At 62.4% G+C, this 19,999-nt stretch carries 23 protein-coding genes and 5 tRNA genes; 5 read left to right on the forward strand and 23 right to left on the reverse strand.

What is annotated here, in order from left to right; genetic code table 11:
* Positions 1–708: 708 nt before the first annotated feature.
* The 9 genes from BN1130_RS12280 to BN1130_RS12320 all read right to left on the reverse strand — a co-directional run bounded on the left by BN1130_RS12280 (position 709) and on the right by BN1130_RS12320 (position 5,757).
* Positions 709–2,112, reverse strand: a complete 1,404-nt coding sequence (locus BN1130_RS12280; RefSeq protein ID WP_042042334.1) for an FAD-dependent oxidoreductase — start codon at positions 2,110–2,112, stop codon at positions 709–711.
* A gap of 128 nt (positions 2,113–2,240) precedes the next feature.
* Positions 2,241–2,975, reverse strand: coding sequence for a UTRA domain-containing protein (locus BN1130_RS12285; protein WP_042042335.1), 735 nt, complete (start codon positions 2,973–2,975; stop codon positions 2,241–2,243).
* A gap of 215 nt (positions 2,976–3,190) precedes the next feature.
* Positions 3,191–3,267, reverse strand: a tRNA-Val gene (locus BN1130_RS12290).
* A gap of 15 nt (positions 3,268–3,282) precedes the next feature.
* Positions 3,283–3,359: transfer RNA gene (locus BN1130_RS12295), tRNA-Val, on the reverse strand.
* A 21-nt stretch (positions 3,360–3,380) separates the two neighbouring features.
* Positions 3,381–3,457 (reverse strand) — tRNA-Val (locus tag BN1130_RS12300).
* 16 nt (positions 3,458–3,473) lie between these two features.
* Positions 3,474–3,550, reverse strand: a tRNA-Val gene (locus tag BN1130_RS12305).
* A gap of 16 nt (positions 3,551–3,566) precedes the next feature.
* A tRNA-Val gene (locus BN1130_RS12310) sits at positions 3,567–3,643 on the reverse strand.
* Between the two features lie 264 nt (positions 3,644–3,907).
* Complete coding sequence (locus tag BN1130_RS12315; RefSeq protein ID WP_042042504.1) at positions 3,908–5,266, reverse strand: MATE family efflux transporter; 1,359 nt, start codon at positions 5,264–5,266, stop codon at positions 3,908–3,910.
* 284 nt (positions 5,267–5,550) lie between these two features.
* A complete protein-coding gene (locus BN1130_RS12320; RefSeq protein WP_005908580.1) occupies positions 5,551–5,757 on the reverse strand; it encodes a YaeP family protein in 207 nt (68 codons plus the stop codon).
* 132 nt (positions 5,758–5,889) lie between these two features.
* On the opposite strand from BN1130_RS12320, the gene BN1130_RS12325 reads away from it, so the two are divergent.
* Entirely contained in the window at positions 5,890–6,504 is a 615-nt protein-coding gene (locus BN1130_RS12325) for a riboflavin synthase (protein WP_042042336.1), read from the forward strand.
* A 122-nt stretch (positions 6,505–6,626) separates the two neighbouring features.
* Here BN1130_RS12325 and BN1130_RS12330 read toward each other — a convergent pair whose 3' ends face one another.
* From BN1130_RS12330 to BN1130_RS12345, 4 genes are all read right to left on the reverse strand, one after another.
* Positions 6,627–6,830 carry a CPXCG motif-containing cysteine-rich protein gene (locus tag BN1130_RS12330; protein ID WP_042042337.1) on the reverse strand — a complete coding sequence of 68 codons (204 nt, stop codon included), beginning with the start codon at positions 6,828–6,830 and terminating at the stop codon, positions 6,627–6,629.
* A 209-nt stretch (positions 6,831–7,039) separates the two neighbouring features.
* Complete coding sequence (gene hxpB, locus BN1130_RS12335) at positions 7,040–7,705, reverse strand: hexitol phosphatase HxpB (protein ID WP_042042338.1); 666 nt, start codon at positions 7,703–7,705, stop codon at positions 7,040–7,042.
* Between the two features lie 128 nt (positions 7,706–7,833).
* Positions 7,834–9,012 (reverse strand): formate-dependent phosphoribosylglycinamide formyltransferase, encoded by a 1,179-nt coding sequence (purT, locus tag BN1130_RS12340; protein ID WP_042042339.1) that lies wholly within the window; start codon positions 9,010–9,012, stop codon positions 7,834–7,836.
* A gap of 73 nt (positions 9,013–9,085) precedes the next feature.
* A complete protein-coding gene (locus BN1130_RS12345) occupies positions 9,086–9,976 on the reverse strand; it encodes a DMT family transporter (RefSeq protein ID WP_042042505.1) in 891 nt (296 codons plus the stop codon).
* A 225-nt stretch (positions 9,977–10,201) separates the two neighbouring features.
* On the opposite strand from BN1130_RS12345, the gene BN1130_RS12350 reads away from it, so the two are divergent.
* Positions 10,202–10,789: an FMN-dependent NADH-azoreductase gene (locus BN1130_RS12350; RefSeq protein WP_042042340.1), complete on the forward strand. Its 588-nt coding sequence runs from the start codon at positions 10,202–10,204 to the stop codon at positions 10,787–10,789.
* Positions 10,790–10,879: 90 nt separating this feature from the next.
* On the opposite strand, the gene BN1130_RS22650 is transcribed toward BN1130_RS12350, so the two are convergent.
* From BN1130_RS22650 to BN1130_RS12365, 4 genes are all read right to left on the reverse strand, one after another.
* A complete protein-coding gene (locus tag BN1130_RS22650) occupies positions 10,880–11,056 on the reverse strand; it encodes a hypothetical protein (protein ID WP_198135277.1) in 177 nt (58 codons plus the stop codon).
* A 413-nt stretch (positions 11,057–11,469) separates the two neighbouring features.
* Complete coding sequence (locus BN1130_RS12355; RefSeq protein WP_042042341.1) at positions 11,470–11,658, reverse strand: DUF4250 domain-containing protein; 189 nt, start codon at positions 11,656–11,658, stop codon at positions 11,470–11,472.
* Positions 11,655–12,125, reverse strand: a complete 471-nt coding sequence (locus BN1130_RS12360) for a MarR family winged helix-turn-helix transcriptional regulator (RefSeq protein ID WP_042042342.1) — start codon at positions 12,123–12,125, stop codon at positions 11,655–11,657. The genes BN1130_RS12355 and BN1130_RS12360 overlap by 4 nt, the downstream gene beginning before the upstream one ends.
* Positions 12,126–12,333: 208 nt before the next feature.
* On the reverse strand, positions 12,334–13,560 hold the full coding sequence (locus BN1130_RS12365) for a UPF0149 family protein (protein ID WP_042042344.1): 1,227 nt from the start codon (positions 13,558–13,560) through the stop codon (positions 12,334–12,336).
* A 249-nt stretch (positions 13,561–13,809) separates the two neighbouring features.
* On the opposite strand from BN1130_RS12365, the gene BN1130_RS12370 reads away from it, so the two are divergent.
* Together BN1130_RS12370 and BN1130_RS12375 are read left to right on the forward strand one after the other, a co-directional pair.
* A complete protein-coding gene (locus BN1130_RS12370) occupies positions 13,810–14,754 on the forward strand; it encodes a CvfB family protein (protein WP_084218207.1) in 945 nt (314 codons plus the stop codon).
* Between the two features lies 1 nt (position 14,755).
* The gene (locus BN1130_RS12375) at positions 14,756–15,142 is read left to right on the forward strand and encodes a DUF1289 domain-containing protein (protein ID WP_042042346.1); all 387 of its coding nucleotides are present in this window, start codon (positions 14,756–14,758) and stop codon (positions 15,140–15,142) included.
* Between the two features lie 132 nt (positions 15,143–15,274).
* On the opposite strand, the gene BN1130_RS12380 is transcribed toward BN1130_RS12375, so the two are convergent.
* The 3 genes from BN1130_RS12380 to BN1130_RS12390 form a co-directional block, all read right to left on the reverse strand.
* Positions 15,275–15,598, reverse strand: coding sequence for an HI1450 family dsDNA-mimic protein (locus tag BN1130_RS12380; protein ID WP_042042348.1), 324 nt, complete (start codon positions 15,596–15,598; stop codon positions 15,275–15,277).
* A gap of 337 nt (positions 15,599–15,935) precedes the next feature.
* Positions 15,936–16,619, reverse strand: coding sequence for a monofunctional biosynthetic peptidoglycan transglycosylase (mtgA, locus tag BN1130_RS12385; protein ID WP_042042349.1), 684 nt, complete (start codon positions 16,617–16,619; stop codon positions 15,936–15,938).
* Positions 16,620–16,668: 49 nt separating this feature from the next.
* Complete coding sequence (locus BN1130_RS12390; RefSeq protein ID WP_042042350.1) at positions 16,669–16,992, reverse strand: HI1450 family dsDNA-mimic protein; 324 nt, start codon at positions 16,990–16,992, stop codon at positions 16,669–16,671.
* Positions 16,993–17,220: 228 nt separating this feature from the next.
* Here BN1130_RS12390 and pdxY point away from each other — a divergent pair, with 228 nt between their 5' ends.
* Positions 17,221–18,084 (forward strand): pyridoxal kinase PdxY, encoded by an 864-nt coding sequence (gene pdxY / locus BN1130_RS12395; protein WP_042042351.1) that lies wholly within the window; start codon positions 17,221–17,223, stop codon positions 18,082–18,084.
* Between the two features lie 95 nt (positions 18,085–18,179).
* Here the strand turns inward: pdxY and BN1130_RS12400 are convergent, their stop codons facing one another.
* The 3 genes from BN1130_RS12400 to BN1130_RS12410 form a co-directional block, all read right to left on the reverse strand.
* Positions 18,180–18,521 carry an antibiotic biosynthesis monooxygenase family protein gene (locus BN1130_RS12400; protein ID WP_042042352.1) on the reverse strand — a complete coding sequence of 114 codons (342 nt, stop codon included), beginning with the start codon at positions 18,519–18,521 and terminating at the stop codon, positions 18,180–18,182.
* Positions 18,522–18,588: 67 nt separating this feature from the next.
* Positions 18,589–19,227 (reverse strand): GNAT family N-acetyltransferase, encoded by a 639-nt coding sequence (locus BN1130_RS12405; protein WP_232301980.1) that lies wholly within the window; start codon positions 19,225–19,227, stop codon positions 18,589–18,591.
* Between the two features lie 211 nt (positions 19,228–19,438).
* Positions 19,439–19,837: an NUDIX hydrolase gene (locus BN1130_RS12410; RefSeq protein ID WP_157013998.1), complete on the reverse strand. Its 399-nt coding sequence runs from the start codon at positions 19,835–19,837 to the stop codon at positions 19,439–19,441.
* Positions 19,838–19,999 lie beyond the last annotated feature (162 nt).

Below are 19,999 nucleotides of genomic sequence, written 5' to 3' on the forward strand. Positions count from 1 at the left end.
ACACTCCCTCATGGGCTTAGTGCTCTGTATCTGCTCTATCCGATGTCAGGCTCCTTTTCCGGTCTTCTCCTCCCTCACTCATTCTCTCTTCGCACGCACCATAGGCCTTGGGCGCAGTGCCCTGGTCCCATATCAGGGGTATCAGCGTCGGGATACGCGGCTGCTGGAGTGAAAAATCATCACATATGCCATCAAACCAGGATCGTCAGGAAAGGATCCACACCCTGCCACCTCGGGGGAGCAGGCCGTCTACAGGGCGGGGCGAGGGAGGAGGAGTCGCTGGGTTTATAGCAGGTCAAGCGAGGCACTCGCGGAGCAGAACCAGCAGCGGCAGCCGCAGTGCTGGGTTGGAGAGGCGAGACAAGCAGGTGAGGCGTCAGTGGCAGGCGAACCGGTGTGACTAGACGTGACTGTATGGAGAGGCGAGACAAGCAGGTGAGGCGTCAGTGGCAGGCGAGCCAGTGTGACTAGGTGTGACGGTATGGAGAGGCGAGACAAGCAGGTGAGCTGTCAGTGGCAGGCGAGCTGGTGTGACTGTATGGACGAGGCAACCACTTATCCGGGCTGATGAAAATAGGCGCTCTATGGAAACGTGAGCACCGCTTCTCGGCCTCATAGTGCCGTTGCCGTTGCCGTTGCCTGTGTCTGGCATGGGCCAGGCACCACCCCGGCGAAACGGGGTGGTGCCAAGGGGATGAGTGGCGCGGATCAGCCCTTGTCCGCCTTGCCGGCCGCCTCGGCGAGACGGGCAAGATGGCGAGCCCAGCCGGGCACGGGTCGCCCCTCATCCTCGGCCCGCTCCTTGCGAAGGATGGCGCGCCGCACCAGGTTGGCGCCGAGCCAGCGCACCGGCTCAGGGGGGAACTGGCCCCGGGGGCCCATGGCCAGGGGGCAGTGGCGCCATTCGTTGTCGAGATCCAGCGCCAGGGCGGCGAGGATCTCTCCCCCCATCCAGCTCTGCACCACGCCGTTGCCCGAATAACCTGCGCCATAGAGGACATTGGGGTGATCCTCGAGATGGCCGAAGAAGGGCAGGCCGGTGGCGCTGCGATCAGAAGGGCCGGTCCAGCTGGCGGCGATGGGCAGACTCGCTAGGGAGGGAAAGAAGCCATTGAGGCGGCGGCGCAGATCGGCGGCGAAGGCGCTGGGGCGATCGAACCAGGGGTGGAGGCGGTTGGCGAACGCGAAGCGGTTGCCCCCTTTGCCCAGCATCAGGCGCCCGGCCGGGGTGCGCCGGTAGTAGTGCACAAAGGTGCGGCCATCCACCACGCTGATCCCGTCCCTCAGCCCCAGTGCATCCAGACGCTCGGGGGCGGGCTCCGTGATCACCATGTCGGAGGAGACCAGGATCAGGTTGCGGGAGAACTGGCGAAACTGGCCCGGCAACCAGGCGTTGATGGCGAGGATCACCTTGTCGGCCCTGACGCTGCCCAAGGGCGTTTCGAGCAGAGGCCTGGCGCCGTGCACCAGCCGGGTCATGGGGGTCTGCTCATGGATGACAATGCCAAGGGCCAGGGCCACCCGGCGCAACCCGCGTACCAGCAGGGCGGGTTGCACGCTGCCCGCCGCCGGGCTGAAGTGGCCCGCCAGGTGCGCCCTGGAGCCGGCGCGGGCTTGCACCTCCTCCTGGGACAAGGATTGCCAGCGGCTGATATCTGCTTGCTCGAGGGCGGCGAGGGCAGGGGCTAATCCTCCCAGCTGGGCCGGGCTGGTGGCGGTGTAGAGGGTGCCATCGAGACGCAGCTGCGCCTCGATGTCGTGATGCTGGCAAAAGTCGCGGATGGCAAAAACCGCCTGCTCCGATGCCTGTACCAGCCGCACGGCCTCCTGTTCGCCAAACAGGCGGCGCAGGGAGGGGTACTTGGTGGACCAGGTGAGCAGGCAGCCGCCATTGCGCCCTGAGGCGCCACTGCCGCACAGCGCCCGCTCTATGATAACCACTCGCAGGGCCGGATCCTGCTGCTTCAATTTGATGGCGCTCCACAGGCCGGTGTAGCCGCCGCCGACGATGGCGATGTCGGCCTCGATGTGTTGCCCGAGGGGGATGGGGTCGGCTGGTTGTTCCAGGGCCAGGGCCTCGGCCAACCAGAAGGGAAGTGTTTCTTGGGTCATGGTCTGCCTGTTGGTCTATACCAAAAGGCGCCAGTATGGGGGCCGCCGATGACGTTGCCATGACGGCACAGTGACAGCCTGATGGCAGAGGAGTAGAGGGCAGAGCAGGAATAAGGCGATGCTTGTGCTCAGGGGTTTTGGACGAGGGGCGAGTTGACTCGTTCCAGCTCGATGGCCAGGGCGTCATGGCGCCAGTATTCGTGATCGAGTTCATAGAGACGGCCAGCCTCATCGAAGTTGAGACGACGGATGAAGAGGGCGGAGGAGCCAGGGGTGAGGCCGAGCAAGCTGGCGCGCTCCCCCTCCAGGATAATGGGGTAGAACTGGATCTGGGTACGTGCCAGGTAGAGCTGGTAGTGCTCCTCGAACAAGCGGGTCAGGGAGCGGCTCAGATCGTGGCGAGCAAGATCCGGGCAGCAGCTGACGCAGATATGGTTCTCCTCGAGCAGCACGATGCGCCCATCCAGGCTGCGCAACCGCTGCAGGTTCCAACTCTTGGTAAAGGCGGGCAACCCCATGGTCTGGGCCGCCTCGGGAGCCGGGTAGGCGAGCTGGCAGCTGAGCAGCGTGGTATGACCCAGGCGCCCCTGGGCCGTGACCAGCTCGTTGAAGCTGGCCCGCTCGGTCGGGTTGTAGCGCAATCTGGGGGGGGACACATACCAGCCGCGGCGATTCTCCCGATAGATGAGCCCCTTGCCCTCGAGCAGTGCCAGCGCCTCGCGCAGGGTGACTCGAGTCGTGGCGAAGGTCTGTGCCAGTTGACGCTCTGCGGGCAGCTTGCCCTGGGCCTGGATGCGACCGGCCAGGATCTCTTGCTCGATGGATTGACTGATGATCTGATAATGAAGAGCCGGGCTTTGCATGGCTGATCCTGTGATGGAGGCAAGGAAGACAAAAGCGGAAGAGCCGAAGGGGTCGTGTCCCCCTGGCGGTCTCATTGGATGACATTCAGATGTCAGCCTGATGACAAGGGACAATAAGGTGCGCTCCCCGAGGCGTCAAGGGCGCTGCCGTGATGGCGGAGGAGGGGAGCAGAACGCAAAAATCCCGCACAAGGCGGGATATTTGCGATAAATCATGGTGCGTCCTAGTGGATTCGAACCACCGACCCCCACCATGTCAAGGTGGTGCTCTAACCAGCTGAGCTAAGGACGCATGAATATCAAAATGTGGTGGGTTTAATTGGATTCGAACCAACGACCCCTACCATGTCAAGGTAGTGCTCTAACCAACTGAGCTATAAACCCACGACTGCTATCGCAGTAATATGGTGCGTCCTAGTGGATTCGAACCACCGACCCCCACCATGTCAAGGTGGTGCTCTAACCAGCTGAGCTAAGGACGCAAAAATTCTGTGCTGATGGTGCGTCCTAGTGGATTCGAACCACCGACCCCCACCATGTCAAGGTGGTGCTCTAACCAGCTGAGCTAAGGACGCATCGCATATCAGAAAGTGGTGGGTTTAATTGGATTCGAACCAACGACCCCTACCATGTCAAGGTAGTGCTCTAACCAACTGAGCTATAAACCCACTCGAAGAGATGAATTCGAACCAGGGACACGATCTGCATCACGTCATGGCATTGCTCTGACCAACTGAGCAACGAACCCACTTCATCACGCCAGCTGTGCTGACGTGGACGGCATACTACCCATGGCCCCCAAGGCTGTCAACAGCCGCTATGCACAAAGGGGACTGTTTGCCCAGTTCTTGTGCAGCCTGTTGATTTTGCAGGCGAGCCGTCCAAAAAACCTGCCATCAGACAGCGAAAGTAGCAAGCCGCCACCAGGAGGCTCAGGAGGCGCGGGGAGTGGCAAAGCGGCCATAAATCACCCTGAGCCTGGCACCCAGCATCAGGGCCGCACCGGTCAGGCCGACGATAAAGCCGACCCAGAAGCCCTGTGGCCCCATGCGCGGCACCACCCAGTCGGTGAGCCCCAGTATCATGCCGCTGGGCAGTCCCAGACCCCAATAGGCCACTATGGTGATGTAGAAAATGGCTTGGGTATCCTTGTAACCGCGCAGGGCGGCGGCGGCAATCACCTGTACCGAGTCCGAGATCTGATAGATGGCGGCGAAGAACAGCAGCAGGGCCGCCAGGGTGATCACCTTGGGATCCTCGGTGTAGATGGCGGCAATCTGCTCGCGCAACAGCACCGTCAGGGCGGCGGTGCCCGCGGCGACAGTGATGCCCAGCATCAGGCCGGTGCGGGCCGCAACCCGGGCGTGATCCGGCAGCCCTTCTCCGATGCTGTGGCCGACCCTGATGGTGACCCCCACGCCGATGGAGAGCGGCAACATAAACACCAGGCTGGAGAAGTTGAGGGCAATCTGGTGGCTGGCCACTATTTCGGCGCCAAAAGGCGCCAACATCAGGGCCACCACGGTAAACAGGGTCACCTCGCAGAAGATGGCCATGGCTATGGGGAAGCCTAAACGGAACAGGCGCCAGATCCGGCTGCCATTGGGGCGGCAGAGATTGGCAAACAGCGCAATGCTTCGAAAATGGCTGGAGAACTTCACATAGAGGATCATGGCCAGCAGCATGGCCCAGAGCACGATGGCGGTGGCCACCCCGCAGCCGACACCGCCGAGCTTGGGCATACCGAAGTGACCGTGGATGAAGATGTAGTTGGCCGGGATGTTGACTGCCAGCCCCACGAAGCCGATCACCATGGTGGGCACCGTATGGGAGAGCCCCTCACTGAAGTTGCGCAGCACCTGGAACATAACGAAAGCAGGCAGACCCCAGAGAATGGCATGCAGATAACCGGCGGTCTTGGCCGCCATGACGGGATCTACCTTCATGTACTCCAGTGCCAGCGGGCTGACATAGAGTGCCAGCATCGCTATCGGGGTCACCATCAGGGCGAGCCAGAACGCCTGGTGCACGGCCGGGCGAACTTCATTCCGCTTACGGGCGCCATTGAGCTGGGAGACGATGGGGGTGAGCGCCATGATGATGCCCTGCACCAGCAGGATCACCGGCAGCCAGAAGCTGGAGGCGACCGACACGGCGGCAAGATCGACCGCACTGACCTGACCGGCCATCACGGTATCGACGAAGTTCATGGCAATTTGCGCAACTTGCGCCACCAGAATAGGACTGGCAAGACGAATGAGTTGCCTCGCCTCGGACCAATAACGTTGCACTGACACCTCCGGTGGGAACAGCTTGGGCATGACATGATGGAACAAACGAGAAGATCGGTGCACCAGAACGGGGCACCGAGTGAGTCATTCTAACGGCAACTGACCGTCAAGCGAAACGATTGAGTGGGTTCTGCCCCCTATGGGGTAATCTGCTCGGCTGCTCGGCTGCTCGGCTGCTCGGCTGCTCGGCTGCTCGGCTGCTCGGCTGCTCGCGAAGAGAGAGGAGGGGCGGGCCCGGCGGATGAGAGCTTCCCCTGCGCCATCACAGGGGGGCGCTGGCGGGATCAGGCGTCTTCGTGATCGCTGATCAACAGATTGGCGGCGGCGTAGGCGGCCTGCTGGCGCAATTCGGCGGGTACCCGCTCATCCCGGGCCACCGCATCCAGGGCACGGATGCTGGCGGCGATCGCCTGAGGGACATAGCCCTGATCCCCGGATCCAATCTGGTTATAGGCGATACGAATAGCTTCACAACATTGATACACCTGCATTATTTACTCCTTGGTAGCCTGAGTGAGCACCTCGCCACTATAGCGAGCAGGGGCTGGCTTGTCAGCCAGCGCCCTTGTTTGCAGGGCGGAGCGAGGTTAACCTGCCTCCTTTGTCGTAGCAGGAGACGAGACATGTTCACCGGCATAGTGCAGGGGACCGCCGAACTGGTGGCCATCGAAGAGTTGCCCAACTTTCGCACCCACGTGATCCGCATGCCGAGCCCGGCCTGGGGCGAGGGGCTGGCGCTCGGCGCCTCGGTGGCTCACAACGGTTGTTGTCTGACCGTGACCCGCATCGAGGGGGAGCTGGTCAGCTTCGATCTGATGCAGGAGACCCTGCGCCTCACCAACCTCGGCGCACTTGCGGCAGGGGACAGGGTCAATGTTGAGCGGGCCGCCCGCTTTGGCGACGAGATTGGCGGTCACGCCATGTCCGGCCACATCATGGGCACGGCAGAGGTGAGCGCCGTCATCGACAGCCCGAACAATCGCCAGGTCTGGTATCGCCTCGCCCCCGCGCTCATGAAATACGTGCTGACCAAGGGCTATATCGGCATCGACGGCATCAGCCTGACCGTGGGCGAGGTGCGGGGGGCTGAGTTCTGCGTCAACCTGATCCCCGAGACCCTGGCCCGCACCAACCTTGGCTGGGTCAAGGCGGGCTGGCAGACCAACATCGAGATCGATCCCCAGACCCAGGCCATCGTCGATACGGTGGAGCGGGTGCTGGCACAGCGCCCGTCCTGATCCTGGATGGGTTGCCCGAGGTCGCCAAGGCCAGATAAACAGAGCCCGCATGATGCGGGCTCTGTTTATCTGCGGCCAGGTTCAGGAGGGCCGTCATGGCTGGCAGGATGAGTCGTCGAGGCTCAGAACAGCTGTTCGTCATCCGCATCCACAAACAGCTGCAATCTATCCCGCGCCTCGTCCCGGTGCAGACGGAGGTGGATGGGATTGCAGCAAGCCATGCAGTCTTCATAGAACTCCTGATCCCCCTGGCTGGCATCCAGTGCCACTTGGGTGTGGTGGCCGCAATGGGGGCAGACGATCCGTTTGTTGATGTAGTCGATCATGGTGATCTCCCTAAGGCCAAGAGTGAATGGCCAACGCCTAGAGTCTAGTCAGTGGGCCGCCCGCAGACTGGGATCCCGCGCATAAAGGGAGCTTGTGGTGGGGGCGTGGCGTGGGATGCAGGGAGAAGATGGAGCGGATTGCAGTGGGAGTGCAATGAGGAGTGCAATGAATAGCGCCGTGCAGCCAGTGCCTGCACGGCGTATGACCTCTATTTGCCAGCGACCCAGCAGGCCAGCTGCCCGGCATCGAGCTCGCTCAGGCAGTCGAGTCTGTGATCGGCGATGGCGAGACGAGGGTCATTGATCAACGCAGGATCGGGCACAATCAGCGCCCGCATGGAGGCCGCCTTGGCTGCCAGCAGCCCGGTGAAGCTGTCTTCGATGGCGAGGCAGTGCACCGGCTCAACCCCGAGCTTCTCGGCGGCATGAATATAGACATCTGGATGGGGCTTGCCGAAGCGTTCCACCTCGGCGGAGTGCACCGCCAGGAAGCGATCGCGAATGCCGAGCTTGCCGAGCACAGCCTCCACCATGGTGAAGGGGGAGGAGGTGGCTAGGCCAATCTTGAGGCCACGGGCCTCGATGAGGGAGAGGGCCTCCAGCACGCCCTCCTTGGCCTGACCTTCCTGCAGGATGAGTGCTATCACCTGATCCAGGATGCGCTGCACCACCTCTTCCTGGGTCGGGCCGCTCCAGGGACGCAGGCGATACCAGTGGGCCACCAGCTGATCGATGCGCACCCCTATGGTGGAGTTGCAGTCTTCCTCGGTGTGGAAGTGGCCCAGCTCGGAGAAGACGGCCATCTGGGCCCGTTGCCAAAAGGGTTCGGAATCGATCAGAACACCATCCATATCGAAGATCACGGCAGTTAACATCTTGTACTCCTGACATAGGTGAAGGGGAGATTATAAGCCCGACGACTCAATGGAAAAGGGGCAGAAGCCCGCCCCTTGCGCCGGATCACGCAGATAAACGTTTGTGTTTACGCGGCAAAAAGTGCGCTCTAGAAGAGCACCTCGACCCGGGCGGCGACAGCCTTGGCGCGCTCGACCGCCTCTTCGCACCCTTGCCCACGGGCCAGGGCCACGCCGAGACGTCGACGACCGGCGATCTCGGGCTTGCCAAACAGCCGCAACTGGGCGCCCGGTACCAGGGCCAACGCCTCGCCAATGCCCTGGTAGCGGATGTCCTGGCTGTGGCCATCGCGCAATACCACGGCCGACGCGCTCGGCCCGTAGTGGGTGATGGCCCCGATGGGCAGCCCGAGGATGGCGCGCATATGCAGGGCGAACTCGGAGAGATCCTGAGAGATCAGGGTCACCATGCCGGTGTCGTGGGGGCGGGGGGAGACCTCGCTGAACCACACATCTTCCCTGCTCACAAACAGCTCGACCCCGAACAGGCCATAGCCACCGAGCGCCTCGACCACCTTGGCGGCGACCTCTTTGGCGCGGGCCAGTGCCAGGGCACTCATCTGCTGTGGCTGCCAGGATTCGCGGTAGTCGCCCTCTTCCTGGCGATGGCCGATGGGATCGCAGAAGTGGATGCCGTCCACGGCGCGTACCGTGAGCAGGGTTATCTCGTAGTCGAAGGGCACGAAGCCTTCGACGATCACCTTGCCACGGCCGGCGCGGCCCCCCTCCTGGGCATAGGTCCAGCTCTCCTCGAGCTTGGCGAGGTCGCGCAGCAGGCTCTGGCCCTTGCCGGACGAGCTCATTACGGGCTTGACCACGCAAGGCAGACCGATGGCGTGCACCGCGGCGACGAACTCCTCCTTGCTCTGGGCAAACTGATAGGAGGAGGTCGGCAGGCCCAGGGTTTCGGCGGCTAGGCGGCGGATCCCCTCCCGGTTCATGGTGAGCGCGGTGGCGCGGGCGTTGGGCACCACTCTGATCCCCTCTTGCTCAAGTTGCACCAGGGTATGAGTGGCGATGGCCTCTATCTCGGGGATGATGAGGTCGGGCTTGACCTCGGCCACCAGGGCACGCAGGGCGTCGCCATCGAGCATGTCCAGCACATGGGCGGCGTGGGCAACCTGCATGGCGGGGGCGTTGGGGTAGCGATCGGCGGCGATCACCTCGATCCCGAGCCGTTGCAGCTCGATGGCGACTTCCTTGCCGAGTTCACCGGAGCCAAGCAGCAGGGCACGGGTGGCGCCGGGGCGGGTGGCGGTTCCAAACATTCGATCTCTCCTGATATCGATGGTCACCTGGGTGGCCAATGAAGGGACAAAAAAGAGGCACCCATGGCGTACCTCAGGAAACGGATCTGTGGGCGCGCTGCTCCAGATGAGTCAGCAGCGTGATGGCGCCAATGATGATGGCGGCACCTAGCCACAATCGACCCGGTGGTGCCCAGCCAAATATCAGCCAACCGGCCAGCACGTTCATCGGCAGCTTGGCAAAGTCAAAGGGCTGCACGAAGGAGGCCTCGGCCACGCTGTAGGCGCGGGCGATGGCCATCTGGGCCAGGGCCGATAACACGCCAGAGACGGCGACCAGCAGCCACTGGGTTTCGTTCGGCCATTGCCACTGGGGCAGGGCCAGCATGGCGTTGAAGGGGGTGCTGAAGATAAGCAGGTAGACCACGATAGTGTGGGGGGATTCGCTCGCCGCCTGATAACGCACCAGCAGGGAGTAACCGGCCCAGAACAGCGCCGCCGCCACCGGCAGCAGGGAGGCCCAGCTGAAATCATCGGTCCAGGGCGCCAATATCAGCATGGCGCCGACGAAGCCCGCCAGGGTGGCCAGGATGCGCGCCCGGCTCACCTGCTCCTTGAGCAGCAGGGCCGAGCCCAGAGTGGCAAACAGGGGGGAGGTCATCAACAGCGCTATGCCCTGCCAGATGGGCACGGGCACCGCCAGCGCCCAGAGCCAGAACTGGATGCCGATGACTGCCAGGGCGACCCGCAGCAGGTGCAGGCGGAACTGGTTGGTCAGCAGGGATTGGCGCAGGCCGTGGCGGATGAGCCAGGGCAGCAGGCAGACCAGGGCTATCAGATATTGATGGAAGGCAACCTGGGTCGAGGGGAGGCCCAGTTTGAAGCTGACATATTGACTGAGGCTGTTGACGGCGGCGAAGCAGAGGCCTGCCACCACCATCCAGATGGCACCGGCAAAGGGGGCGTGGTTGCGGGAGGGTTCCATGGGATCCGGGTCGCTGAAAAAAGTGCGGCGGATCATAACGGCAATCGTTTGTCCTGCCAAGGGCAGGGCCATTGGCCGTACTCCTTAGGGCTGATAGAACGAGCTGTCATCAAATTTTTTGAATGAGTTGAGCATCTATTTTCGCTATCAGGCCGGAAACGCAGTGTTTATAGTAACCCCATCGACAGTCCTGCTGTCCAACTGACAATCAAATGGAGCATTACCATGGCGAATATCCTCGTACTCAAATCCAGCATCCTGGGTCAATACTCACAATCCAATGCCCTTATCGACGGCTATCTGGCCGAGCGTCAGGGAGACAAGGTGCAGGTGCGTGATCTGGCGGCCCTGGATCTGCCGGTGTTGGATGGCGAGCTGGCCATGGGTCTGCGCGGCGGCGAAAACCTCAATGAGCGTCAACTGGCCGTGCTGGCGCAGTCCGATGAACTGATTGCCGAGCTCAAAGCGAGTGACCTGGTGATCATCGCGGCCCCCATGTACAACTTCAACATCCCGACCCAGCTGAAAAACTGGATTGATTTGATTGCCCGTGCCGGCGTCACCTTCCGTTACACAGAAACCGGTCCGGTCGGCCTGGTCGACAGCACCCGCGCCCTGGTAGTCAGCCCCCGTGGCGGTTTGCACCTGGGTAACCCCACCGATCTGGTCACCCCCTACATGCGTACCGTGCTCGGCTTCATCGGCATCAACGAGGTGGACTTCATCTACGCCGAAGGCATGGGCATGGGCCCGGAAGCACAAGCCAAGGGCATTGAAACCGCCAAGACCCAGTTTGAGGCGTTGGCCTACTGAGGGTTGAGCTAAACGGCGCAACCTGCTCCCAACAAAAAACGCAGCCTCGGCTGCGTTTTTTGTTTCGATGATCCGGGCATCAGGCTTGGACTACTCCAGGATGAAGCGGCGACAGCCGCCCAGAACCAGCAGCAGGACCACAACCAGCGAGCCAATGAGCACCAGGCTTAACCACTGTTCGGCATTGCCGGGCAGGGTCGGGGTGAACAGGCTGATCATCAGCAGGGCGCAGAGGGTGATCAAGCTGGTCTGTCGGGTTGGGATCATGGGTACCTCCTTGTGGGTTGTGCGAGAGAGTAATCGCCGCAGATGACAGTTTGATGCATCCGTGCACCAGGCTGTGTGGCGTCCCGCCCTCATATCGAGGTGCTGATCAGGCACTTCTCTATGGGGAGGGAATCTTATCCTAGCAGCTTTTTTGGGCCGGGATCGACGGGGGCGTCGCGCTGTGATCCCGATCCCGATCTCGGTTGAGATGAGATGAGATGAGATGAGATCCGCCGATGATGGGGCTATCCCCCCTTTGCCGAGGGGGCTGCGGATGGCGGCCTGCTCTGCGATGGACGGGATTCAGGGATGGTTGCAGGCCGCAAGCGACGGGATGGGGCGCCTGGCGCCGGTATCTTGCGGCTATCTGAGGCCTTCATCGGCACCGTTTGCCCGGGCTCTGCTCCGTTGCCTTAGCGAAACTGCTGCTGTTGGGCCTGATAGTGAAAATCGCCACTGGCGAGACGGGCCTCGAGGGCAGCTCTGTCGATATCCTGGGCCCGGCACAGATCGTCCAGATCAGCGTAGTGATCCCGCAGCTGCATATTGACCAGACTCAGCAGCATGTTGACGTCCATGGTATTGAAGCGTTGCAGATTCATGGTTGCTGCTCCTCGTCGAGCTTGTGCAGCTGCTCCATGGCCTCGTTCACGCTCTGCAGATGCTGGCGTATGCTTTGGCGTGCTTCGCTTGGCAGATAGTCGGTCAGGGTATGCTGCCAACTGCTCGCTTCGCTCTTGAGCTGGGAGAACAGGGTCTCGCCCTGCTCGGTGAGGGAGACCAGGCTGACCCGCTTGTCCTGTTCGCTGCTCTGGGCTTGGAGTATGCCCTTCTCACTGAGGCGATGGATCTCCCGGGAGATGCGCACCTTGTCCATGCCGCTGGCTTCCACCAACTCTTTCTGGCTGATGGGGTAGTTGGGGCCAAGCACCATCATCAGGCGCCACTGGGGCACGGTCAGCTGGTAGCGGGCCTGATAGAACTGCTCGAAGGTCTCCCGCACCATTTCGGCGGCGTGCACCAGCTGGTAAGGGGGATAGTGCGCAAGCAGACCGATGAGTTTTTGCATGTGAACTCCTGCTGTTATCACTGCATCGGATGCAGTTTCTCTTGATACTTTGATGATACGTAACTCAGGAGCCTTTGTCTGAAAAAGGGCCCGAGAATTGTGCACTGGCGCACGGCGCAGCAGGCAAAAGGTGCATAAATGCGTTCCAAATGACCATCCACGCCCTGTCAGATTAGTCCTATCTCCCAGCTTCGCCTGGCACTTTGTCTTATTTTGCCTGCGCCCGTAGCCAGAGCAGTGCTCCCTCAGCCAGCCAGGCGGTGCGCCCCTGCAGGGCATAGCTGGCGGCCTCGTCCCGGCTCCCGCTCTGCCAATAGTGGGGCGCCTGCTTGGGCAGTTTGCGCTGGCCGAGCAGGTAGGCTGGCACATGGGCATTGCTGGCCAGCGCCCGGGCCAGGCTCTTCTTCGCCTGGTCTGGCTCTTTGCGAGCAAACCACATCAGGGCCTGACTGTAGAGCAGGGCGCAGGAGGCCTCATCGAAGCGGGTCAGCAACGCCTCGAGGGCGTGCCACTCTGCCGTCATGGCATAGAGGCTCGCCAGGGGATAGCGGCAACCGGGTTCATCCAGACGGCAGCGCGCCAGCAAGGCTTCATACTCGCGGCGGGCCTGGGGCAGCAACCCCAGCTCGAACAGGCAATCGGCTCGTCCCGCCCAGGCTGCGAGCAGAGGGCGCGCCTCCTGGGCCACCCAGCCGTGCCCCTCCAGCCCTTGCCAGAATGGGTCATCAAAGCGCGGCTCGGCATCCTGAATGATGCGCTCGAACCAGACCAGCCGCGCCTGAGGCGAGCGGCAGGCGTTGGCTTGCTCGAACCAGCTCTGCCACTGTTTGGCCTGTTCGCTGGCCGGGGTGTGTGGTTCTTCTTGAGACAGGGGCCACTGGTGGGCCTCCAGCAAGCCATTGAGCGCACCCTTCATCTGCTGGCGCTGGCGCTTGCAGAAATCGAGGAAGGGCAGCTCGCTCGCCGCCGCCTGGTGCAACATGCGCGCCAAGGAGAGGTCCCGAAACAGGCTGAGCTCGGCGGCCAGGCGCAGGCGGCGCTGGGTGACGGGATCATTGAGATTGGTGGGGGTGGGCCAGCAGGCCAGCCCCTGGCTGAAGCCGTAGCTCCATTGACCCAGGGGGTGGCTGGTCTCGAATACCTGTTCGGGCCGATCATTTGACAGACGACATTGGCTGGGCAAGGAGAGCGTTCTCGCATCGGCCTGGGCCTGGAGCTCCTCGATGAGGTGAGCAAGGGCAAACTCGCTCTTGTCATCGAGGGTTGCCGTGCGACCCTGGGCCAGCAACCCCTGGAGCGGCGTCTGCCAGTCTGGCTGCTGGGGGCCTGTGAGGCGGGCACAGAGAAAGCCGTGCAGCGCGGGATAGCTCATGTCGTCACCACTTTGCTGCTGCAACCAGCTATTGAGCAGGCGGGTTCGATTGGCGGGGGTCATCAGGGCTCCTCTCTCGATGGATGGCATCTGTACCAGGCACGGTGACACGGCATAAATGGCGGCGTAGTCTAGCCAAAAATGGAGAAGAATGCAGTAAACGGCGGCGAACAGCTGTTATTATCAGCAATCCAGCGAGTGCCTTCGGGACGAAATCCGAAGCTGCCTCGACCAAAAACAGTGCTTGAGAGTGGCAAATGTCGCCCCATATCTCTGCAAGAGACTAGGCCCAGGCCGGCCCTTTGCGGTAATATGCGCGCCCATCCGGGCGCAGTCCGGGGACAGACTGTCCGTGAACTAAAGAGACAAGAGAGCACCATGATACAGATTGGCAAGATGAACAACCTCACAGTGATCGAACTCGAAGACAGGGGCGCCTGGCTTGCCGCCGGTGAAGAGTACGGTGAGCTGCTGCTGCCCAAGCGTCAATTGCCTGACGGGGTTGCCGAGGGTGATGAGGTTGCCGTCTTCCTCTATCTGGATGCCGATTGCGAGCCGGTGATCACCACCGACAAGCCGTTCGCCATGGTGGGCCAGCTGGCCGGTCTCAAGGTGGTCAACGCCAACAAGATCGGTGCCTTCCTGGAGTGGGGCATGAAGAAAGACTTGTTCGTGCCGACCCGGGAGCAGAACAAGCCGATGCAGGTCGGCCACGTCTATCTGGTCTATCTGATGCTCGACAACGAAGGGCGCATGGTGGGCACCAGCCGCATCGAGCGTTTCCTTGCCCAGGAGCAGCCGCCCTTCAGGGTGGGGGATCAGGTGACGGCCCTGCCCGGTGAGCACACTCCCCTTGGCATCAAGGTGGTGGTCAACGATCGCTACCCCGGCATGCTGTTCAAGAACGAGGTGTTTGGCCGCGTGATGACAGGTCGTCCCCAGACGGCCTGGGTCAAGCAGGTACGGGCCGATGGCAAGCTGGATCTGACCCTGCAAAAACCGGATATCGGTGAGCGGATGGACGATGCGGGCGGCATCATCATGACGCGCCTGCGCAAGCAGGGCGGCGAGCTGGCGCTGGGGGACAAGAGCGAACCGGAACTCATCTCCAAGCAGCTGGCCATGAGCAAGGGTACCTTCAAGAAAGCCATCGGCGGCCTCTACAAACAGGGCCTGATCGTGATTGAGCCACACTGCATTCGTCTGGTTGCCGCCCCCGCGGCGCAGGATGAGACGGCTCAGGGCGAGCAGGACTGAGATGGCGAGCCCCTGTGTCCAGCGCTGTGAAGCCAGGGACGATCGCTGTCTGGGCTGTGGCCGCACCTTGAGCGAGATCGGGCGCTGGTCCTCCATGACGGAGGTCGAGCAGCTCGCCATCATGGCGACCCTGACGGCCAGGACGCTTGCCTCGCCGAGCCCAGTGGTGGCCGTGATACCGGGGCTCGAACAACCTGAGTCTGTTGATCCGGCTTCGACCCATGTCTGCCCCGGCTGTGGCGAGCCTGCCTACTGCGCCGTCTCGGCGGGCAAGGAGATCGGTGAGTGCTGGTGCAGCCAGTTACCGGCTCTGCCCATGAGCGATGCGCCTGCCTGCTGGTGCCAGGCTTGCCTGGGCAAGGCGCTCCATGCCGAGCTGTTGGCCTGAGCCATCCCGGGTGAGTCAGTTGCCAACGAAAGAAGGGCGCCGCAAGGCGCCCTTCTTCGATCGTCATCTTCGCAGAGCCCCGTGCCAGTCTGGCGGTGCGGGGCTATGCTGGCGAATCGTCAAGGTCAGGCATCAGGCCTGTTCGTGGCGAAACCAGCGGACATGAACCTCATCGTCACCCTGCTGGCGGGGCAGCAGGTAGCTGGCGTAGATCACCTCGAACTCCTCTTGATGATCGAGCAGGCCTATCCATACCTCGGCCCAGCGTTCCAGATCCACGGGCACTCCCAGTTCCCGTGACCAGTCGGCGTTGGGCAGGGTCGCCTCCACGGCGCCGCGCTGTTCGAACTCCAGGGTAATGTCGACGATCTGTTCGGGCGCCAGCATGTCGGCGGCCTGTTCGAGAAACTGATCATAGGCCCATTCGACCAGCTGATCCGGGGTACGTTGTTCCATGAAATCACTCCAGATGCTTGAGACGCGATACTGTAACAAGGATTGGCGTCGGCAGCCAGCGGGCCCTGTGCTGGCCCACCTCTGTGCAGGGCACTATGCTGATGACCGGGATGGGCGAGAGTGGGTCGAGCGTCCAGACCTTCAGGAGAGTCATGATGAAGCGACGAGGGCAGCGGTTGCAAATTCGGCGCAGGCGGGAGACCTGGTGGTGGCACTATCTGCCTCTGCATCAGGATACAGTGGGTGGTCATCTGGGCCCCCCTGCCTTGGGGACGCCTGGGCAAGAAGCGAAGAGCTGATGCCGCCCGGCATCAGGCCGGGCAGCTGACCATCGGTTCTACTCTACTCCGTGTATCCGATTGAGCGTTACTTGGCCCAACTGGCCCATCTGGCGCCGGATCCAGGCCGCCCGCTTGGCCACATAAGGGGAGGGGGGCGAGACGCGATAGCGCCAGGGATTGGGCAGGGCCGCCGCCAGCAGGGATGCCTCATAGCGGGTCAGTCTTGCCGCAGGTTTATGGAAGTAGTGACGGGCCGCCGCCTCGGCGCCATAGATGCCGGGGCCGAACTCGACGATGTTGAGATAGACCTCGAGGATCCGGGACTTGTTCCAGCCCAGCTCCATCAAGAGGGTGAACCAGGCCTCCCCCCCCTTGCGCACAAAGCTGCGATCGCTCCACATGAAGAGATTTTTGGCGGTCTGCTGGCTGAGGGTGCTGGCGCCGCGCACCCGCCCTCCCTGTTCGTTGTGTTGCCAGGCCGAGCTGATGGCCGCCATGTCGAAACCGTTGTGATCCGGGAAGTGCTGATCCTCGGCCGCCACCACCGCCAGTTGCAACTGGGGCGAGATGGCATCGAGCGCCACCCAGTCATGTTCCACCTGCTTGATGGGGGCCGGGGGGGAGATGGCCCGTTCGATGCGCCAGCTCCAGATGGGGGGATCGATGAAGCGCAGCAGCGCGACCATCACCACCGACAGCAGCAGCGCGCCGACCAGAATGCGCCACAGCCAGCTCAGCATGGTGTCAGCTCGGCATGGCACCGGCAACGGAGAGGGGCGACCGGCATGGTTAGTCGGGCAACCATTCGATGTGGCAGAATTTCTCGTCCACGGCACGGGCAATCAGCATGCGGGCGAACAGGTGCTCGACCTCTTGCTCGCTATTTTCCAGGCCGACCCAGATCTCGGCGTAGTCGGCGTCCGTCACCTCAAAACCCACATCCGCATCCCAGTCATCACCCGGCTCGGCTTCGGCCAGCAGGCCACGATCGTTGTAGGCCTGATTGAACAGGGCTATCTCGTGCTCGGGCAGGTTGTCTGAGGCGAGCTCCATAAAGAGTTCGAGGGCGGTATTGAGCAGGGTTTCGACGCTGTGCTGCAAGGGTGTGGACATATGAGTTCCGGTTGATGGCTGATAAGGGGCGGCCAGGCCGCGGGCGCCATTAAACCACAGAGTCGACCCCTCATAAATAGTCAGCCCGCGATATGCCTTGCCCGTCGGCTGTTGCCCCTTGCTGCCCGATCTTGTCGCCAGATGTGGCGAAGGGGACGAGGGCTGGCCGTCACCGGCCTTCATCCGTTATATTGCGCGCTCCTCTATTTTCTGCTTTCGAGCCTTGCCATGAAACGAATTCTCTCCATCCAGTCCCATGTGGTGTTTGGCTGCGCCGGTAACAGCGCCGCCGTCTTCCCGATGCGCCGCCTCGGCATGGAAGTGTGGCCGGTCAATACGGTGCAATTTTCCAATCATACCCAATACCAGGCAGGCTGGCAGGGCATGGCGTTGCCAGCGGGCCATATCCGAGCCCTCGGGGAAGGATTGGCCAATATCGAGGTACTGGCTCAGTGCGACGCCGTGCTGAGCGGCTACCTGGGCTCGGCCGAGCAGGGGGACGAGATCCTCGCGGTGGTGGCGGCGGTCAAGGAGGCCAACCCGCAAGCACTCTATTTCTGCGATCCCGTGATGGGTCACCCTGAGAAGGGGTGCATCGTCGCCCCCGGTGTCACCGATTTTCTCACTCACAAGGCACTGGCGATGGCGGACATGCTGGCGCCCAACTTGCTGGAGCTGGAGACTCTGTGCAGTCTGCATATCGACTCTCTGGTGGGGGCGCGTGCCGCCGCCCACAGTCTGCTGGACAAAGGGGTTCGTCTGGTGCTGGTTAAACACCTGGGCCGGGCGGCCAGCGAGCCGGGACGCTTCGAGATGCTGCTCTGTACCCCGGCGGGGGATCACCTGATCCATCGCCCCCTCTATGATTTCCCCCGCCAGCCGGTCGGCGTCGGCGATCTGATCAGCGCCTTGATGCTGGCCAACCTGCTGGCCGGCTTTGATGCCGTCAGCGCCTTCGAGCGCACCAATGCCGCCGTCGATGCCGTCCTGCTGCACACCTGGCAGCAGGGGGCCTATGAGTTGCAGCTCATTGCGGCGCAGGCCGCCTTCGCCGATCCCGAGATAAGGGTGCGGGCCGGATCGCTGGGGTGAGTCTGCGTCCTTGAACGGGGTACTGAGAAGTGACAAGAGGGCTCCCATGGGAGCCCTCTCTCATCTGGCTTTGTGCTCAGACACACCTCCCCGATTCAGGATGCCTGCTCGCGCCCCGGATAGAGCAGGGGCTGGCCCGGGGCCTGGGCCATGACCCCCTGGTAATGGAGCACGCTCGGGAAGGGGTGATAGAAGCGATGCAGCAGGGTCTTCCACTGCTGGTATTGCGGCGAGGTGCGAAAGCCCTCGGTGTGATCTTCAAGTCTCTGCCATTGCACCAGCAGCAGGTAGTGGTTGCCCTGCTCCATGCAGACTTGCAACTGGTGACCCAGATAGCCCGGCATGGCGCTGATGAGGGCGCTGGCCTCGGCGAAGGCGGCCTCGAACTCGGCCTCCCGGCCCGGGATGATGGTGAGTGGGGCGACTTCCAGTATCATCTTGACTCCTTCAATGGGGGCGCTTGCGCCAGCCTTCGCGGGCTGGCGCAAGGGGGGCGTGCCAGGCTCAGTCCAGTGACAGCCGTTTGTAGAAAAATTGTGTCGCGGCCAGGCTGCCATCGCCATTGATGGCGAAATCGGGGATCTGCCCCGCGGCCTGATATCCGAGTCGCTGATAAAGATGGGAAGCGACATCACCGACCCGGGTGTCGAGCACCAGCAGGCGGCGCTGTGCCTGGATGGCGCCCTGCTCCATGACGCCCATCAAGGCGCGCGCCAGGCCATGTCCCCGGGCGCCAGGGGCCACCATCAGCTTCTCTACCTCGGCTCTGTGGCTGCCATTGGCCTTGCCACAGAGCGAGAGTTGCACGCTGCCAAGCAGCGCGCCCCCTTGCTGAGCCGGAGCCAGCGCCAACCAGAGTCGACGATCCCCCCTTTGCAGCCCCTGCTCGACCCCTTGCCAGTAGGCCCTGGCCTCGGCGAGGCTGATGGGCGGCAAGAAGCCGATGGAGGCACCATCCTGAACGACCTCCTGCAGCAGTCGGGCGAGGGGCAGTTCATACTCGCTTAGACGAGTCAGATGCAGCAATTGCCAGGGGGTGGCAGGGGCATGGGCAGCATCCATGGACTCAACAGCGCCAGTTTCCTTGTCAAGGATGGGCGTGGTGCTGGTCAGACAGGGGGTAGGGTCAGACAGTGAGGGCATCCGTGCAATCCTCCATGAGTGCACCCCATGGGTGCAATCATTCATCGTGAAATGACGTTGGCGGTGACGCGGTCAACGCAGCGCCGCCGCTTCAGCCAGGGGCGGTATGTCGCCGTCATTGGGATGGACGGCCCAAGACTCCTTATAACAAGTTGATGTCGATGCTGTCGAGCATCGCTCAGCCCTGATGCATGCACTGTGAAGGTCGGGCTCAGTCGATCAGATCCTGCTCGTGCAGCCAGTTCACCACCAACAGGGCGGGGGCGGAGAGACGTTCCTTGTCCTGGCTCCCCAACCAGGCCAGCTCGGCGATTTCAGCGGCCGGGGTGGGAATGCCCTGGCCCTCGCCAAAGAAGCAGCGCAGCCGCACCATGACGCCATCAGCCTTGCCATCGGCCTGGGCCTGAAAATCACCCGCCAGGCGCAGGGTCGTGGGGGCGAGCCCAACGCTCAGCTCTTCGGTGATTTCACGCAGCAGGGCGGCTTCGTCACTCTCGCCGGGATCGCGTTTACCGCCCGGAATATAGAAGAGGCGCTTGCCATGAGAGCGTACGCACAGCAAGCGGCGTTCTTGAATCGTTAGCCAGGCCAGCTTGTCTATCTGAGTCATGGTCTTCTCCTCTTGAGTCATGATGTCCGGACAGGGCGCGCCTGCGCGGGTCTTCTGCCCGCCGGGCTAGGATGCCTTCGCGGTGGCAGGGGATGGCGGGCAGCCTAACAAAGTTGGCGCACTCGCCCAAGGGGCATGCCGGACCGGGTTGGAAACTGAGTG

Source organism: Aeromonas rivuli (assembly GCF_000820045.1).
Taxonomy (GTDB): Bacteria; Pseudomonadota; Gammaproteobacteria; order Enterobacterales; family Aeromonadaceae; genus Aeromonas; species Aeromonas rivuli.

Bases quoted from the DNA above. Each gene is read 5' to 3' on its own strand.
- BN1130_RS12410 (WP_157013998.1), bottom strand. From the start codon at position 19,837: ATGACTCAGATAGACAAGCTGGCCTGGCTAACGATTCAAGAACGCCGC.
- BN1130_RS12345 (WP_042042505.1), bottom strand. From the start codon at position 9,976: ATGGAACCCTCCCGCAACCACGCCCCCTTTGCCGGTGCCATCTGGATG.
- BN1130_RS12390 (WP_042042350.1), bottom strand. From the start codon at position 16,992: ATGTCCACACCCTTGCAGCACAGCGTCGAAACCCTGCTCAATACCGCC.
- BN1130_RS12320 (WP_005908580.1), bottom strand. From the start codon at position 5,757: ATGCAGGTGTATCAATGTTGTGAAGCTATTCGTATCGCCTATAACCAG.
- pdxY (WP_042042351.1), top strand. From the start codon at position 17,221: ATGAAACGAATTCTCTCCATCCAGTCCCATGTGGTGTTTGGCTGCGCC.
- hxpB (WP_042042338.1), bottom strand. From the start codon at position 7,705: ATGTTAACTGCCGTGATCTTCGATATGGATGGTGTTCTGATCGATTCC.
- BN1130_RS12280 (WP_042042334.1), bottom strand. From the start codon at position 2,112: ATGACCCAAGAAACACTTCCCTTCTGGTTGGCCGAGGCCCTGGCCCTG.
- BN1130_RS12370 (WP_084218207.1), top strand. From the start codon at position 13,810: ATGCGCGCCCATCCGGGCGCAGTCCGGGGACAGACTGTCCGTGAACTA.
- BN1130_RS12375 (WP_042042346.1), top strand. From the start codon at position 14,756: ATGGCGAGCCCCTGTGTCCAGCGCTGTGAAGCCAGGGACGATCGCTGT.
- BN1130_RS12400 (WP_042042352.1), bottom strand. From the start codon at position 18,521: ATGATACTGGAAGTCGCCCCACTCACCATCATCCCGGGCCGGGAGGCC.
- BN1130_RS12365 (WP_042042344.1), bottom strand. From the start codon at position 13,560: ATGACCCCCGCCAATCGAACCCGCCTGCTCAATAGCTGGTTGCAGCAG.
- BN1130_RS22650 (WP_198135277.1), bottom strand. From the start codon at position 11,056: ATGATCCCAACCCGACAGACCAGCTTGATCACCCTCTGCGCCCTGCTG.
- BN1130_RS12325 (WP_042042336.1), top strand. From the start codon at position 5,890: ATGTTCACCGGCATAGTGCAGGGGACCGCCGAACTGGTGGCCATCGAA.
- BN1130_RS12360 (WP_042042342.1), bottom strand. From the start codon at position 12,125: ATGCAAAAACTCATCGGTCTGCTTGCGCACTATCCCCCTTACCAGCTG.
- BN1130_RS12330 (WP_042042337.1), bottom strand. From the start codon at position 6,830: ATGATCGACTACATCAACAAACGGATCGTCTGCCCCCATTGCGGCCAC.
- BN1130_RS12285 (WP_042042335.1), bottom strand. From the start codon at position 2,975: ATGCAAAGCCCGGCTCTTCATTATCAGATCATCAGTCAATCCATCGAG.
- BN1130_RS12350 (WP_042042340.1), top strand. From the start codon at position 10,202: ATGGCGAATATCCTCGTACTCAAATCCAGCATCCTGGGTCAATACTCA.
- mtgA (WP_042042349.1), bottom strand. From the start codon at position 16,619: ATGCTGAGCTGGCTGTGGCGCATTCTGGTCGGCGCGCTGCTGCTGTCG.
- BN1130_RS12355 (WP_042042341.1), bottom strand. From the start codon at position 11,658: ATGAATCTGCAACGCTTCAATACCATGGACGTCAACATGCTGCTGAGT.
- BN1130_RS12380 (WP_042042348.1), bottom strand. From the start codon at position 15,598: ATGGAACAACGTACCCCGGATCAGCTGGTCGAATGGGCCTATGATCAG.
- BN1130_RS12405 (WP_232301980.1), bottom strand. From the start codon at position 19,227: ATGCCCTCACTGTCTGACCCTACCCCCTGTCTGACCAGCACCACGCCC.
- purT (WP_042042339.1), bottom strand. From the start codon at position 9,012: ATGTTTGGAACCGCCACCCGCCCCGGCGCCACCCGTGCCCTGCTGCTT.